Genomic DNA, 15,281 nt, shown 5'->3' on the forward strand with positions numbered 1-15,281 from the left:
GCGACGCTCTCTCTTTCAGGCTCAGCCGACTTTGTGCAAAGCTTCGACAAGTTCGCTTTTGCGCATGGTCGAGCGCCCCGCGATGCCGTGCTTGCGTGCTCGGTCCATGAGTTCGGCCTTGGTCATATCTTCCAGTTGCTGACTGGGCCGCGGCTCCCCTTGCGAGTGGCGGCGGCACGTTTGCCAGAAGACTTTCGGGCTTTCTTCTTGGCTGTCTCGCTGGTTTTCTGTCCAGAGCCGCCCTTGCGCTCGCCGCCGCCGGACTGCTTATTGACTGTGGCCCAGGCGCGTGCCTCGGATTCATCCTTTGAAACGCCCTTGGCCTCGTAGCTCTCCTCGATGTGCTCGGCCTTACGCTTCTGCTTGTCGGTGTACTTGTCTTTATCTCCACGCGGCATGGCGGTGACCTCCTCTCGGTTGACTGGTTTTTCCATGCTCATCGCTACGCTCACAGCCGGCGCGAGCATGTGCCATTGATAACGGATGATTTCAGGCATTGGCGCCCCTAGGTGAGGACGCCGCTATTGTTGGCGACGCAGCCTTGCCGGAGGCGAGGGATAAGCTGATCTGCTTTAGGAATAGAGTATTCATAGGTTTACTCTGGAGGCTGCACGACGTCAGTGTCGCTATAAGGTGGAGTCCGAGACGGGTCAAAGGTTTGTTTTTTCGTTGGGGTGGATATGCAAATGTTGGACGGTCGCTAACCGGCCAATCATGGCTCCCTCATCCCCAACCGATCGTGTGTGGGGCTGCAATTGGCCATCATGCGTTCGCACAGAAAAAACAAACTGCACGATGCCAATAACAATCAGTCCACCATCTGCCGTTTGATACGTATCCAGACGTGATACGCAGCATTCCTTTTCTCATCAGCTAGAGCTTTGGCTTGGGAAAACCGCTGCCAGATTTCGCTACTGGTTGTGCCGACCTCGATGATCAGAAACGCAGCATCATCCAAGATATCCGCATTACGAAACATCTGCGTGTTGAGTGCTATTTCCGCATCCCAGCTACAGTCAGCGTTTTGCCTGGTCAATGAATGCTTCATGTTCTAAACCTCGTCCCACACGAGAGGATCAAGTTCTCGCCAGAGGACAGCTGTGACCCCGAAGCGCTCAGCCGTTGGCTTGGACATGCGCTTCAACGGTGGTTCGCCGGGTTTGGGTATCGGAGCGACTCCTGCATCACAGCACGCCCAGTGCCAAGCATGTGCATTACTCATTTCGCCGGCACGAATTACGAAAGACGTGGGAATGCCATGACACTTGTATTCAACTATCCACGAACTGACTTTGCTCACGACACTCTCCTATGCTCATAAGCAAAGGATCATGGGAGCATGCAAATAATTCAGAACATTTGCTGACCAATTGACATCGTTGAAACAAACGCCAAATTTATTGTACAAACCTCGAGAGACCGTACAGATTTCGGAGCAATCCTATGTCAGCGGCTGACTTGCTTGTTTCGTGGAGCCAACGCTGGAGGCTGCGAAACGGGGTGGTGGTTTGCAGGGGATGTGGCGCTACTCAAGCCGAATGCGATAAAGGTGCCGCCTTTGAGCATGCGACCACTTGCCCCAACGCCCATACTGGAATGAAACCTTGGGAAGATCTTCACGCGGCGGCGGGTAGCGACAACTCACGTCGATGAGTGGGTTACTTGGTGAGATCAAGCATTAAAACGCACGGGGCCTGCGTGCTGCCTAGATCAGGCAAGAGGAAGCGTCACAGTGAACGTCGTACCCAGCTCCAATGATGACTCGACACCTATCTCTCCGCCATGACCTTTCACGACTTCTGCGGCGATAAACAGTCCTAGCCCCAAGCCCGCTGACGGCCCGTTTTCGTTCTCGGCAAACGAAGAGTAACGCCCTTCTGGCGTGAACAGAAAAGGCATTGCGCTTGCGGGGATGGGATCACCAAAATTTTGCACCGTGAAATGCACTTCTCTTGCAGATTTTTTCAGTGACGCTCGAATAGGCTGCTGACGGTCACCATGCTGAACAGCATTGTTCACCAAGTTGGAAAAAGCCTGTTCTATCCGCAGCGGATCAAATTGACCTACAACGGTGGCGGTGTCAGTCAGCGCTATTTCAGTATCGGGGAAGCGAGCGGCGGCCTCAGCCAGGATGGATTGGCAAACGACACTAAGGTCAATCTTCTGCCTGTTTACCGGAATTCCATTACCGAGGTTGGACCGTGCAAGATCCAGCAGGTCATCAACAATCTGATTGGCTCGGCGCACGCTGATACCAATTTGGTTCGCCAAGTGCGAACGCCGATTGGTGTTTTCGCTGGACTGTTGAAGCAAATCTGCGGACATCATGATGGCACCCAGGGGCTGCGCAAATCATGACCAAGTACGCCCAATACCATTTTTCGCGTGGTCTCGACGGCTCGACCATAGGCAGCAATGGACTCAACCAATGCCTGATCTATCGCTTCATTAAAACGGATCATGTCCTGCAACTGGTGACTTTCACCCGAAAACACTTCAGCCAGCCACAGCCTTAGTACCGTTGAACGCAGCGCACGATATTCCGAAACCATCTGGTCAAGCGTGAAGCCGTCCATCAATCGCAGGACGGCGTGGGTTTGCGCTGGTGTCTCTTCATCATTTGGTGGCGCTCGGCCCTGCGATTTATCAATCTGCTCCTGCTCTGTCTGAAACTTACGCATGTCTGATGCAACGCGATGAAGTACTTGCTGAGCGTGATTTCTGAGGCCTTTCTGATCCGGAATTGGCACAGGAGTAACCACCGTTCGAGCGAAACGCTCCCACTCAACCAAGATCGACTCCATGTTTGAAAAAATGAACGTCGAAAGCCTCATGCCGTTCTCCCGCTGCTGAAAGGTCACGCTCGGAGGCGCATCTGCAAGCCTAGGACACTGAGGTTAATAGATAAAGATACGACTAGACCGGATGTGTCTAAGCGTGATGAGCCACAATATCTAGCGGATCAAAGGAAGATTGTGGACGCTGAATATCTGGATGATCGCTTGTGGTCGAATGCGGCCGTTCACTTCATTTCGCTCTCAAATATATCTCTCTCGTAGTCAAAAATGGTGCCAGCGTCTCGGATCAGCTGTCTCCACTCCTTGGCTGAAACTAGCCCTGCTTCTTCCATTTCGTCAGCCATCTTTAGGAGCTCGTCATACTGTTCCTCAACCGACATTTGAGGCTCGGGATTTCTTGCCAGTTGCAGCCACTCCGTCAGTGCTTTTTTCTTTTTCTCGGCGAACATTTAGAGGTGACCTCTTGAGCTTATATTTCCAGTTGACGGAAGTACTTTCTCCTCGTTCCCTTTGAGCGACTAGCGGTTTCCTGAGGAGGGTTGCTGCTCGGCTGACCACTAAGTCTCGTTTAGTTTCGACTGACCGTTAGCAGCGTTACCGCGATGCGCTCGACCTTTTCATATTCGGGTTTTAGAAGTTCTTCTCCAAAGACATCCGGATCGAGTTCAACATAAGTCCAACTGAAGTCACTGCCCAGCATTGATCCGATCATCGCCAGAAAAGGATCCTCGCCAGCGACCATGGCAACGCCGGTGTAAAGCAGAAGCGTCCCCCCTGACTTAGTCGTGGCAGCGCCTCGCGCACAATACGCACCGACAGCGCTTCACCCAAGGCACCACCGCCGTGGCGGTAGGCGCGCTGCTGTTGGTCGTTCATGTATGGAGGATTGGCCACCACTAGGTCGAACTGCCCTTCGACACTGGCCAGCAGATCACTGTAGTAAATGGCAATATTATCCGTGCCGGCCAGTTCGGCGTTGACCGCTGTCAGCCGCAGCGCTTGCGGATTGATGTCCACCGCGATCACCTGAGCCTGCGGATAAGCTTGGGCAATCAGCACCGCGCCGACGCCGGCGCCACAGCCGATGTCTACCGCATGTTTGACTGGTGTCGTGCGCTGTTGCAGGTAGGCATTGATAGCCCGGGCAAATCGATAGGTGTCCGGCCCAAAAAACACTGCGTCATTTTGTTTGGTTGGAAAAGACGAGTGAACAAACAACAGGTCGTTCAACGATGACCAACGAACGGTGCTACGCCAAAGCCCGTCTTGTTGTTCGAGAACTCCCGCGCACTCCAGTGCCTGAAATCGTTCGGCTCCGAAAAGCCTTTGTTCGAAGGGCATCGACCAACCAAAAACATCACGCGGATCCTTGGCCAGACATCTATCTGCCTGTTGCATGACCCTCTCATGCGTCAACGGTGTCGGGGTGATGAATCGGTAACCTTCCTGCCGCAAGCGCAGCCCCAGTTTGATCAATCCACAGTCGACTCGCTGCTGTACCGACATGAGGCCCCCTGAATGTTCAGCGAATGACTTTTCGCAGTTCAATGAAGCGGCGGGTGGCAAAAAGCCCTGCTGGATGCCAATGTCGCTGCGGTGCGAGCCATGGGGTCAGGGTTTTTATCTGTTCAACCGGTGACTGCGCTTGCAGAGTCTTCTGCAAGGCTTGGATTTCGCTATCACTGACTGCTTCAGCCAGATCATCGACGGCCTTGACTGGCGCTCGCGCACGTTGTTTAGCGTTCTGCCATCCGTCGGCGATCCAGTCATGCACCAGTTGTTTTTCGTAACTACTGAACACACCGAACATCACAGCAGGGCTACCGTCGATCAACTGCCAGAAACGGCTTTCGACTGGATCCTCACCCCGCTTGATCCAGCCTTTACGGATCAATGCATCAAGAAAGGCCGCCATCTGCCCTGGAGTGGCCAGCCATTGATTGACGGTGCGATTTTCGATCCGGCAGTAGTCGGAATGCATATGTCGGCCGAACACGGCTTTGCGGTCCAGCATTGTCATTACTTCGCGCTGCAGGTCGAAAGCCTGAATGACGGTTACCGAGCCTGCTCAAGGTCGTTCAAGCGATAGCCCTGGGTTACACGCCTGTAGAACGCGGCCCGATGCTCCCCCGGCGGCAAAAGGTCGTGCAGCGCCTGGACCGCGCGATGAGCATGCCCCGTGCTGGCATTATCGATGGTCACATGCAGGCGGAAGTAATGTGGGTCGATGCCCAGTTCATGCAGTTCGTAAGCGCTGATCAACAGGTGTAACGGCAGTTGCTCATAGCCGAGGTTGTAGCCTATGACCTCCGGCAGCATTGAATCGGCGCAACGGCCCAGCGCCAGTTGGAGCGCGCCTTGCAGAAAGCATTCATCACCCAGGCCAGACAGATCGTCGCAGGCATGCTCGGTCAGTAGCTGACGGTAGATCCGGACATGGTTCTGGCTCGGCACGCCATCACCCAACTCCTCGAGATAAATCTCCAGCAAGTGATCGAAGCGTATGTCCTGCACGTGTTGCAGCACCCCCGCCAACCAGGCGCCATCGACCAGTTTCGTTGGGCCGATATGCTGCAAAAAGTACAGGGCATGGGATTTGTTCTGGAAATACTGGCGCCCTGCCCCAGTCCGTCGTGACCCGAGATAGTACGCATATTGTTCAGCAACGGCAGCGCAACGGCTTTGCGACCATGCAAACAATTGCTCCGGATCTTCTGGCAATTCATTGGCAATGGTGTTGGTACTTGCCAGGTTTCGCTGGAGAAACATTGAGGCAACGGCATCTGCCTCAGGCTCTTCCTTCAGCAGCAGTTCATAGATCTCGCGATTAGATCGGGTTATCCCATCACGAGATGCGACTTGTGTTTCGCTCAGGCACTCTATGGATGTCATGAAGTTCTCCCCCGTAGGAACCGCAGATCGGACGTCATAGACAGGAGAGGAAATGCACGAAGGAAAATTCCTTTTATTTTCGCAGGCACAAGCATGGCGTGAAGGGCACTTCAGGTCAGCGCTCAAAGTGAACCTTTCGCAGACCTATATCTCACAATGGTCTGCGAATGCGAATACCAGGACGCTTCTCGTGCCAAGAATACTGACGAGTCAAACCAGTGATAGCGAGCTCACGGAACATAACGCCAAGATGTTCGGCTCGCCGAAAGAACGGCTGGATTTCTACCGCCGGGAGATCCAGTACGAGACCAGCATCTTGGCCAATCGAACCGACGCCTACCTCGCTGCTCAGTCGTTTCTGGTCATTGCCTTCGCCTCCAGCATGGGCAATCTCAATCCAGAGTGGGGCAAGCTGTTCACCCTCGTCGTGCCCCCTTTCTCGCGCTACTGGGCGTATTGAGTTCACTCAATGCATGGCCCGGCATTCGCGCCGCTTACGACATCATCGACCACTGGTACTACAAGCAGAGCGAGCTGTTACGCAGCGAGCCCTTGATGGGTATGGCCTATGACGAATCGCCACTGTTCTGCGAGCGCGAATCAACGCACAAGGGCTATCGAAAAGCACTGTTGTTCTCGGTCCGTACGCCATGGATTTTTGCGTCATTCTGGGTCCTACTTGGGTCCTGGGGAGTATTTATCCAAGTTGCCTGACTGCAGCGATTGCCTCTCTAGCGGGTGAGCTGAACGATACTTTGGAAAGGGCTTTGCTTGGAAACTTCCCTCGGAAGAACCATTGCCAGGAATGCCTTCAAAGCATGGCTCATGCCTTTTCCAAGAAGTGAGACATTGGGCTCTTAACGGCTAGCACCGTATCGTCCACCTTCGGTCGCGATGAAAGTAAGCAAATGGAACGAATAGAACGGGCGGCTCCCAATATTCTTCCCGTCCGGCTTAGTTATCCTTGCTCCTCGATTTTAGCCTGGCCAGCCCCTGCTTGATGTGACCGGCGTTTTCACCAATCCCCCACAGTGCGCTGCGAACGTTGTCTCCAACGTCCGTAAAGCCTTGCTGTTCAACAAGAAGAGTCAGCTCCATCAGAGCAGCCTCCAGACCGAGTTGATTCTGGTACATCCTTTCCAGAAGGTCGGATAACGAGTATTCGTGGGACATGTCATCGACTCCAGCCGAAAAGACCAAGCATAGTTGGGGGCGCGCGTTTGGTCGGCGGTAATCATTCGAATCCTAACAAACTTTCCGGGATTCATTGATGCTGTCCACTTATGGTTGAAACGACCGCGGATTGGCTCAGATGAATGATTGCTCGAAATGTTCGACCAAGAGACTGTCTGTCTCGCTTTTTTGAGAATTCGAGGGACAGCTGAAGCAGTCTACCCAGTACCCTTCCCGTAATAGCGGCCGAGCTGCATGGAATCGGCGGAGCAGACAGCTCAAGCAGCGACTTGGGTAGTATTGGTTTGCCCATGAGAGAGCCTGAGTTGTGAAGGACAATCAGCAACCGACTGTTCATCGGATATCCACCGTTGGCGTTGACTCATAGGGAACGGCCAGCTACGCATAACGATCCGACCTGCATCGTTTACTGAGGTACACCCCGTGACTTTTAGATATGCGGTCGTTCCGGCAGATCCCTTCAGGTCGTGTCCGTCGTATCGTGCGACCGCCTCTTATCGCTCAATCGATCAGCTCAGTTTCAATATCTACGACAACGAAAATAAGTGTCGACTGGGAAACTGTTATGCATCACGCAGCGCGGCCGAAGCCGAGTGCATGAGGCTCAACGGCGAAATATCACGAAAGCTGGTTCCGGAATAGGTGTTAGGCCACGGCGCAAGCTCTCACGGTAAGGTGCGGATCGGTAATCGATAAAGCGAAACCCCACTCATCCGCTTCACTGGAAAATGAAATTCAAGCTACTAGGTGTAAAGATTGATTAAAAGGAGTGCCGGCATGGAAGAAGTGTTCATCGTGCAAAAGAGACCTGCCAACGGCGTTTTGAACGGTTTCTATTATCGTGTCGTCGATGTCCGTACGGGCCAGGCGATCAATCAGAACTTCCTACAAGCTGCACAGGCAGAAAGTCATTGCCAAGAGCTGAATGAGCAACTCAACTGCCCCGAGCAAATCGAAGCATAGGAATGCTCGCTGGGGCTCCTCTATTTAGGCGTCCGACCTGGTCGCTTGGCGTCAGTCCCAGGGTTCGTGATATTGCGGATGTTCGCCACTCAGAAAACACCTGGCGACGAGTATCACCGCCGTAGGTGATCCGAATCGCAGCCACGGCACAAGGCCGCGCAACTGCACAGAGGTTCTGTGCTTGCTGGCTCCTCCACGCAAGCGCCAACTCCCGCGTATCTGATTCGTTTGGCATCACGGGGCTTCCCCATCAGGGCACCAGGAAAAAGCCCCAGCGGAGAGAGAGGCGCCGTGTAGTAGTGAATACCACGCAGGGGCGTGATTCAAATCAGCCAATTATGAATTGTCAGACAATTCTTTGAATCTTTTCCCACCACAAATATCACTAGCTCATCAGCCAACAGGAGCGGACTTGTGAGCCAAGCGGATATTTATGTCATTGAGTACGACCTCTATGGTGTGTCGAAGTCTTTCGTCATTCGAACCAAGCTGATGAACAATGCCGAGGCTTGGCAATGGGCAAGCTGCGACGCCGGCATTGCCCCTATACCGAAGCCGGGACGCCCTCCTCTCAAACGCTTTTCAAAACCCATGGCGGAACGATTCGGCATCACCGATGTGAAGTGGCGTTCATCCGCCGCCGTCACATGGGGAGAAATCTAGACGGCGCGGCAGCGAAGCCGAAATCTCGACCCGATCACACGTTACAAAAATAATCTACACCCTAGAGAAGACCTCCTATGTCCGACGTTATCGTCTCTGTAAGGTATTTCGCCGACAGAAAGTCGAAATTTTCTTGGAGAGTCACCCAGCCGATCGCCCCCAAACCGCAGTTCGAATGGAATCTGGCAATACCCTAAGAGTCCACCCTACAAAGGCGCTTTTCAAATCGACAAGGCGCAACTGAAGCGAATACGAGGGACACATGAAATGCAGCTCAATCACGACATCCGACTGGTACGCAGCGACCGACCGCAGTAATGAGCTTTTTCAAGAAGCGGATCGGCTCAATACCATCGCCTATGAACTGTTGACCCATGCAGCGGAATCACCTGAAGCGATGATCAAGTTTCAGAACGCGAGAAACGCCGCAGATGCCAAGGTTTTGGAGGGTAAAAAGGCCTGGGATGAGGCAAGGGCCAAGCTCAGCAGGCAGAAGTAAACGCTTCCCGTGCGCGGGGGGCGAAGGGATGCTTTTGCCTCAGGCGCCTGCTTCAGGATCACTTGCCGGCCGATTGCGTGACTCTTTTTCCCGGTTCTGATCGTCGGCATCCGCTGTACCAGCGTCGCGACCAGATTCAGGGTGCTCGCTTGCCACCGAATTCGCCGCCTCGACGTCGGACATGTCCTCCTCCATTGGCGCTTCGTCATCGGGTGGCATTGGCACCTCGGGCTCATCGCGCGTTGGGGCCTGCCCGGTTTGATTGTCCGTCGTGTGCAGCACGGTCCGCCGCGTTTGTTTACCAAGAGCATTTTCGTCACTGTCCATGATGCCTCTCCGTGTTTCGCGGGTTTGCGTAAGCGTGAGAAACCACCCCGCAAGATGAGTGCCCAGCAGTTGACGAATGGCTGGTAAAAAAAGCCCGGCTATCTGCCGGGCTTCTCTTATCTCCTGTCATCAGATAGCGGCGTCTCCTCATCCGCTTCTGGCGTCACTCGCTCCGCGGGATCCTTCCAATTCTCTGGACGATCATCGGATGGATTCTTCAGAGGGTCGTACTTGTTGGGATCTTGAGGATCAAGTTCCGGCTCATCTGTTCCAGGTTCAGGCTTGGAAGGAACAGAAGCTTGCGTGTGGTCTTCGTAATTCGACTCGGTAAACATAACCACCTCACCAATGAAAACCCAGAAAGACTGGGTCGTATTCGTTGGAAGCTAGGGGCGTCACCGAATGCGTTCGAACAGATGAGCGGGCAATGAAAATCGACCTACGCGGCTCTCACTTGCAAGCCTGTCTGCGAAAGATAAGTGCGCCCATCGGCAGGTAGCTTTTGATCAGAAGCGGCCCTTCGGAAGGTCAGCGCGGACCACTCGTCGCGGAAACGGAAACAACTATCAACTTTAACTGCTGCGCCCTTCTCTCAACTCCATGAAGTGTCCTCTCTCCACCGTTAGGCCGGGGGAAGACGAGCCAATGCCAGCCATTCTCGGGAGTTATTCAGATGCCCTCATATCCCCGCCCTCCGTTTCCCCCTCAGCAGCAATCTGTCCCTGGCTCGCAACGGGCCATGGATCCCTACCCTGATAGCGGGGAAGAAAGTTACCGAGGCTCAGGCCGCCTATCCGGCAAAGTGGCGTTGATTACCGGGGCGGACAGTGGCATAGGTCGGGCCGTGGCCATCGCTTTTGCCCGTGAAGGGGCCGACGTGGCACTCGCCTATTTGGATGAGCATGAAGACGCCCAGGAAACTGCACGCTGGGTGGAGCACGCCGGTCGTCAGTGTGTGTTATTGCCGGGTGATTTGGCAGAGAAGCAGCATTGCCGCGACATCGTCAGTAAAACAGTCGAGCAATTTGGACGAATCAACGTGCTGGTAAATAACGCCGCTTACCAGATGACTCATCACGACCTGGCTGACATCTCGGACGATGAGTGGGTCCGGACTTTCGATATCAACATCACTGCGATGTTCCGGATCTGTCAGGCAGCCGTTCCGCACATGTCAGCAGGCAGCTCGATCATCAACACCAGCTCGATAAACTCCGATGCGCCCAAGCCGACTTTGCTGGCTTATGCCACGACCAAAGGAGCCATCGCCAATTTCACAGCGGGTCTCGCACAATTGCTTGGTGAGAAAGGCATCCGCGTCAACAGCGTCGCGCCGGGACCTATTTGGACCCCGCTGATTGTTTCGACCATGCCTCCGGATGAAGTGAGTCATTTTGGCGAACAGACACCGCTAGGCCGCCCGGGCCAACCGGTCGAAGTGGCGCCGATCTATGTGTTACTGGCGAGCGATGAGTCGAGCTACGTTTCCGGTTCGCGATTTGGGGTAACGGGAGGTAAACCGATTCTCTGAACGTCGACATCCTTGCGGGAACGGGTGTAGTGGCTGTTGGCCCGCACCCTCTAAGTAACCAACTCAAAGGAAATCGCTCCATGAAAAGCAGCCTTCAACAGATCCAGGCCCGTGCGTGTCGTAAATTTGCTCTAGAACAAAATGAGCGAATAGTGCGGCAGGCGCACGCGCTGAACGCCCAAGCCCATGATCTGATCAGTCAAGCCCACCCCAATATCGATACTTTTGAGCAATACCACCTCCTGCGCCAAAGGGCAGAGGAAAAATTCCAGGAGGCTACTGAGCATCTTCGATTGGTGAATGAGGACTTTGCGGATGATGCAACGACCGATCACCGCCCCCGACCTTTTCCTGTAGTAACGATGCTCCCAAAGCCTGAACTGCTCGCCGGTCGTTGAGGCGCCCGAACACCATTCGTCACTCTCAGCATAGAATTACGATCACAATGCTATAACCAGAGGGGAGCGAAGAGTCTAAAACGGTGGCTTATGTCGGCTAGCGATGACCTGACTGAATGGAATACCCGCTGGCGAATTTCGGGTGGTGTCGTGTTTTGCAAGACATTCCAGGCTCGCCAACCGGAGATGAAGCGGATAGAACCCTTCATGCATGAACCCGGGTGTTCGCAGTCTGCTAAGCAGGGGCGGCCTTGGGACGATCTGGAAGTAATCTGTGACGCGCTCAAGCGTCTCTGAAGCTTAAGCGCCGCGAATGTCCTCGTTCAGGCAATAGTCGCTTCGTTGCCATAGCGGACTCGCGCTAATGGGTCTAAGCTGATAATTCTCAGTGTTCGTCGCACCTGCGGCCTACCATTCTTGGGGCCGGTACGATGAACACAAATTGGGAAGCGATGCTGCCCATTTCTGGCACTATCTTAGTCGTCGAAGACGATCCAATCATCCGCTTACTGTTGTCCGATATCTTATCGGAGATAGGTGCACAATCTGCCAGTTTTGCCACCGCTGACGACGCCTTAACCTACCTTCAAGCGCGTCACGCCTTCTGCCCGTTGGTGATTGTGGATCACGGTTTGCCGGGCAAAATTCAAGGCGCTGAATTTCTATCGATGGTTCGCAATCAGTGGTCATTCGTGTGCGCGATTCTCACTTCGGGTTATGCCTTGGATCCTGACGTGCTACCTGGTCAAACGGTGTACTTGGAAAAACCCTGGTCGCCAGATCAATTGGTGGCCTGCATTGCAACTCTTCTTAATCTCTTGCCCGCCCAAATGACCCCTCCGATTGTTCAACCAGACTAAAAGGCGCACGCCATGAGCGATGCTGTTTTCACTACCCTCCACGTGGTGCTGACCATCCTCTGGGTCGTGACAGTTATCTATGTCATCGGGTGGTGTTGGTAGGGGGTGTCATCGGGCGCGCTCGATTGACCATCACCGCTGATCAGGCGTGTCGGTAAGCGTCAGCTGTTGGCCAATGACCGAGATTCCTTGGAGAAAATACGCCTCAGCCCTTGAGATTACTAACGGAGCTTTTTCTGACTCTTGGCTTGCGCTTCGTCTCGGACACCTGGCGCATATGAATCAGCTGCTGCTCAAGGTCTCCGCCCGAGCCAACTGCGCGGTGGCGCGTTGCTGCGCTTGGCTCAGTTCGCTCTGAGACAGCTCCAGTTTTCGCTGCAGGTCGTCACGCTTTCGGCTGGCGGCTGTTAGCTGATTTGTAACCGCCTTGCCCTCCTCCCGCGCGCGATCAATCTCGCGGTGAGCCCGATCCTCAACCCCGCGTACGTAGGTCTCTTGCGCAACACGCTCCTGCTCGGCCTTGAGTCGTAACGCCTGCAGTTCCTGCTGGAGTGCCTGATTATGCTGTTGGGCCTCGCGCCGCTCGAGCGCCAGGCTTTCCCGCTGCTGTTGCAAGTCCTCGATCTGGGTCTGGCGTTGGGACAGCAGCAGTTCCAAGTCAGCCAAACGCAACTCGGTGGCTTGACGCCCCGCCACCGCCTCAGCCACCTGCTGGCGCGCCTTGGCCATGTCCTGACGTGCTTGATCTTCCGCCGCGGCCATGCGCTCGCGTTCGACGTCCAGCACTTGGCGCTGCTCGGCCAAACCCCGTTCGGCGACGCCCTGTGCCAGGTGAATCGCCTGCTGCCATACAACGACAAACGCCTGTGACACCTCGCTCGGCAGCGTCGGCAGACGGGTCTCGCCGCTCAGCCGCTCGGCGAGACGCGCCCACCATTGATCGAGCAACCCACCGACACGCGCCGGGCTGCCGCGGCCCAGTTCCAGGCGTACCCGTTCCACTGTCGGTCGTTCCCCGCGAGCCAGCACCGCGTCCGCGGCGGCAAACACCTCATGCTCCGGTACCCCTATTGCCATGACTCACCTCGGCGTATATTAGGTCTGATAATAGAATGTTATCCGACGTTATTTTCTGAATAATGGAATTATCATACGTTGAACGTATTAAATATTACAGATCAGTTGACACTGGTCGACGAAACGCCGCTGGACCCGCAATCCTTGGCGCTGCACGCCCAGGAAGCCGCGGCGGCGTTTATCGCCGCCGGCACCGCGGCCAATACCGTGCGCAGCTATCGGAGCGCCCTCGCCTACTGGTCGGCCTGGCTGCAGCTGCGTTATGGCCAAGCGCTGGGCGATGCGCCGCTCACCGCCCCCGTAGCCATACAGTTCGTCCTTGATCACCTGGCGCGGCCGCTGGCCGACGGCGGCTGGACGCACCTGTTACCACCCGGCATCGACGCGGCGCTGGTGGCCGCTCGGATCAAGAGCAAGCCGGGGCCATTGGCGTTCAATACGGTCAGTCATCGCCTGGCGGTACTCGGCAAATGGCACCGGATCAATGGGTGGGACAGCCCGACCGAGGCGCCGGCTTTAAAAACCCTGCTGCGCGAAGCACGCAAGGTGCAATCGCGCCAGGGCGTCAACGTACGCAAGAAAACCGCGGTCGTCCTTGAGCTGCTGCTGGCTCTGCTCGCCACCTGCGACGATGGTCTGCGTGGTATTCGTGACCGCGCCCTGCTGTTGCTCGCGTGGAGCGGTGGCGGCCGGCGGCGCTCGGAAGTGGTGGGCCTGCAGGTCAGCGATGTGCGCCGACTGGATGCCGACACTTGGGTGTACGCGCTGGGCGTCACCAAGACCGACACCGGTGGCGTACGTCGCGAGAAACCGCTGCGCGGGCCGGCCGCCGCCGCGCTGGGCGCTTGGCTAACCGCGGCGCCAGCCGAGTCGGGCCCGCTGTTTCGCCGTGTGTATAAAGGCAATACGGTGGGAAGTACGGGATTGTCGGCCGACCAGATCGCGCGCATCGTTCAGCGTCGGGCGAAATTGGCGGGTCTGGAGGGCGATTGGGCGGCACATAGCCTGCGCTCGGGCTTTGTCACCGAGGCCGGCCGTCAGGGGTGCCGCTCGGTGAAGTCATGGCCATGACCGAACACCGCAGCGTGACCACGGTGATGGGTTACTTCCAGGCGGGGGCTCTGCTGGACAGCCGGGCCACAGATCTTCTCAGCCCGAAAGCCTGACCAAGAACACAACTGCGCAACGGGATGAAATGATTCGCGAAATCGGCGGGCGCATTGATGAGCGCTACTGCCTGCCAGTAGAAAGGTAGGCCGGTTAGCGACGCGGCGCCTTCTGTAGGTGTCATGGTGCTCCGGCAAGTTCCGCCCTAATCCTTTCCAGGACTACGTCTCAGGCTCTCGCCTGACTGAAGAATATAGCCTTCGACGAGGATGCTCAGCGGATGGACATCCATTGCTTGAGCAATATCCGTGAGCTTGCTCACGGTCACTGCCTTGATGCCTCTTTCCAGGGAACTGATGTAGGTCCGGCTACTGATCGCGCCAAAGTCCTCCTGGGTAAAACCCCTTCTTAGTCGAGCATTTTTTAGAGCCTGCCCGAGAGCCTTGTTGAGTTCCATTTGCGTAACCTGCAAAAGGAACGATGAGGCGACATTGAACACTAAAGGACTACAATCTATAGTGTTCATTTTCTCGTTTGAGGTGGTCTGAATGTTCGTGACTCATCCAGGCGCAGAGCTCCGAAGCGGTTTGCAATTTGGGGATGGCTCCAAGCAGTGGGCAATCGTCGAGCGAGAATTAGCCACGCCTTGGCTACACGTTTGCCTTAAGCAAACCGAGGAGGGCTTCGACTTCCAGCGGGTATTTTTGGTGTCATGCGTAGACCATTTTCTTCAGCTCATGCACGACTTGCCTAACAACGCTGCAGTGACAAGTGTGATGAGCGTAATGCCCAAAAATGATGGCGCCGGTCAATGGTCGATGGTGCCCGTCCAAGCCATCACAACCCACCCTGATCGGACGCGCCAAACTGTTACTGTAGCGCTGACCGATGGCGCCTCCTACGAAGAAGGCGTGAGAAGCATTGATCACAATTCGACTATACCGATGCTCTACGTCGCTGGCTGACATTGGT

At 55.3% G+C, this 15,281-nt stretch carries 13 protein-coding genes and 7 pseudogenes; 9 read left to right on the forward strand and 11 right to left on the reverse strand.

Going from position 1 to position 15,281, the window contains the following annotated elements:
• Window positions 1-21: 21 nt before the first annotated feature.
• From R1A29_RS14020 to R1A29_RS14050, 7 genes and pseudogenes are all read right to left on the reverse strand, one after another.
• A pseudogene (locus R1A29_RS14020) lies at window positions 22-398 on the reverse strand (Rho termination factor N-terminal domain-containing protein).
• A gap of 410 nt (window positions 399-808) precedes the next feature.
• On the reverse strand, window positions 809-1,048 hold the full coding sequence (locus R1A29_RS14025; protein WP_438301916.1) for a hypothetical protein: 240 nt from the start codon (window positions 1,046-1,048) through the stop codon (window positions 809-811).
• A gap of 3 nt (window positions 1,049-1,051) precedes the next feature.
• Complete coding sequence (locus tag R1A29_RS14030) at window positions 1,052-1,300, reverse strand: DUF6555 family protein (RefSeq protein ID WP_438301917.1); 249 nt, start codon at window positions 1,298-1,300, stop codon at window positions 1,052-1,054.
• A gap of 410 nt (window positions 1,301-1,710) precedes the next feature.
• A pseudogene (locus R1A29_RS14035) lies at window positions 1,711-2,834 on the reverse strand (sensor histidine kinase).
• Window positions 2,835-3,022: 188 nt separating this feature from the next.
• Complete coding sequence (locus R1A29_RS14040) at window positions 3,023-3,247, reverse strand: hypothetical protein (RefSeq protein WP_438301918.1); 225 nt, start codon at window positions 3,245-3,247, stop codon at window positions 3,023-3,025.
• Between the two features lie 119 nt (window positions 3,248-3,366).
• A pseudogene (locus tag R1A29_RS14045) lies at window positions 3,367-4,304 on the reverse strand (methyltransferase).
• A gap of 16 nt (window positions 4,305-4,320) precedes the next feature.
• Window positions 4,321-5,690 (reverse strand): annotated as a pseudogene (locus R1A29_RS14050) (iron-containing redox enzyme family protein).
• Window positions 5,691-5,880: 190 nt separating this feature from the next.
• Here R1A29_RS14050 and R1A29_RS14055 point away from each other — a divergent pair.
• Window positions 5,881-6,404: pseudogene (locus R1A29_RS14055) on the forward strand (hypothetical protein).
• 240 nt (window positions 6,405-6,644) lie between these two features.
• On the opposite strand, the gene R1A29_RS14060 reads toward R1A29_RS14055, so the two are convergent.
• Window positions 6,645-6,863, reverse strand: coding sequence for a hypothetical protein (locus R1A29_RS14060; protein WP_085709514.1), 219 nt, complete (start codon window positions 6,861-6,863; stop codon window positions 6,645-6,647).
• Window positions 6,864-7,661: 798 nt separating this feature from the next.
• Here R1A29_RS14060 and R1A29_RS14065 point away from each other — a divergent pair.
• The 3 genes from R1A29_RS14065 (at window position 7,662) to R1A29_RS14075 (ending at window position 9,009) form a co-directional block, all read left to right on the forward strand.
• The gene (locus R1A29_RS14065; RefSeq protein ID WP_438301919.1) at window positions 7,662-7,847 is read left to right on the forward strand and encodes a hypothetical protein; all 186 of its coding nucleotides are present in this window, start codon (window positions 7,662-7,664) and stop codon (window positions 7,845-7,847) included.
• A gap of 414 nt (window positions 7,848-8,261) precedes the next feature.
• A complete protein-coding gene (locus R1A29_RS14070; RefSeq protein ID WP_085709512.1) occupies window positions 8,262-8,510 on the forward strand; it encodes a DUF6555 family protein in 249 nt (82 codons plus the stop codon).
• Window positions 8,511-8,772: 262 nt separating this feature from the next.
• On the forward strand, window positions 8,773-9,009 hold the full coding sequence (locus tag R1A29_RS14075; protein WP_438301920.1) for a hypothetical protein: 237 nt from the start codon (window positions 8,773-8,775) through the stop codon (window positions 9,007-9,009).
• Window positions 9,010-9,048: 39 nt separating this feature from the next.
• Here R1A29_RS14075 and R1A29_RS14080 read toward each other — a convergent pair whose 3' ends face one another.
• A complete protein-coding gene (locus R1A29_RS14080; RefSeq protein WP_438301921.1) occupies window positions 9,049-9,336 on the reverse strand; it encodes a hypothetical protein in 288 nt (95 codons plus the stop codon).
• Window positions 9,337-10,009: 673 nt separating this feature from the next.
• Between R1A29_RS14080 and R1A29_RS14085 the strand changes: the two genes are divergently transcribed.
• The 3 genes from R1A29_RS14085 to R1A29_RS14095 all read left to right on the forward strand — a co-directional run bounded on the left by R1A29_RS14085 (window position 10,010) and on the right by R1A29_RS14095 (window position 12,125).
• On the forward strand, window positions 10,010-10,867 hold the full coding sequence (locus tag R1A29_RS14085) for an SDR family oxidoreductase (protein ID WP_438301922.1): 858 nt from the start codon (window positions 10,010-10,012) through the stop codon (window positions 10,865-10,867).
• 80 nt (window positions 10,868-10,947) lie between these two features.
• Window positions 10,948-11,265, forward strand: coding sequence for a hypothetical protein (locus R1A29_RS14090; protein ID WP_262195810.1), 318 nt, complete (start codon window positions 10,948-10,950; stop codon window positions 11,263-11,265).
• A 431-nt stretch (window positions 11,266-11,696) separates the two neighbouring features.
• Entirely contained in the window at window positions 11,697-12,125 is a 429-nt protein-coding gene (locus R1A29_RS14095) for a response regulator (RefSeq protein WP_438301923.1), read from the forward strand.
• A gap of 205 nt (window positions 12,126-12,330) precedes the next feature.
• On the opposite strand, the pseudogene R1A29_RS14100 reads toward R1A29_RS14095, so the two are convergent.
• Window positions 12,331-13,202: pseudogene (locus R1A29_RS14100) on the reverse strand (DNA-binding protein).
• A 78-nt stretch (window positions 13,203-13,280) separates the two neighbouring features.
• Here R1A29_RS14100 and R1A29_RS14105 point away from each other — a divergent pair.
• Window positions 13,281-14,368, forward strand: a pseudogene (locus R1A29_RS14105) (site-specific integrase).
• A 146-nt stretch (window positions 14,369-14,514) separates the two neighbouring features.
• Here R1A29_RS14105 and R1A29_RS14110 read toward each other — a convergent pair.
• A complete protein-coding gene (locus R1A29_RS14110; RefSeq protein ID WP_438301924.1) occupies window positions 14,515-14,766 on the reverse strand; it encodes a helix-turn-helix domain-containing protein in 252 nt (83 codons plus the stop codon).
• Between the two features lie 91 nt (window positions 14,767-14,857).
• Between R1A29_RS14110 and R1A29_RS14115 the strand changes: the two genes are divergently transcribed.
• The gene (locus R1A29_RS14115; protein ID WP_438301925.1) at window positions 14,858-15,274 is read left to right on the forward strand and encodes a hypothetical protein; all 417 of its coding nucleotides are present in this window, start codon (window positions 14,858-14,860) and stop codon (window positions 15,272-15,274) included.
• The last annotated feature ends 7 nt before the right edge of the window (window positions 15,275-15,281 follow it).

It is taken from the genome of Pseudomonas sp. NMS19W, assembly GCF_051554255.1.
Lineage (GTDB): Bacteria > Pseudomonadota > Gammaproteobacteria > Pseudomonadales > Pseudomonadaceae > Aquipseudomonas > Aquipseudomonas kribbensis.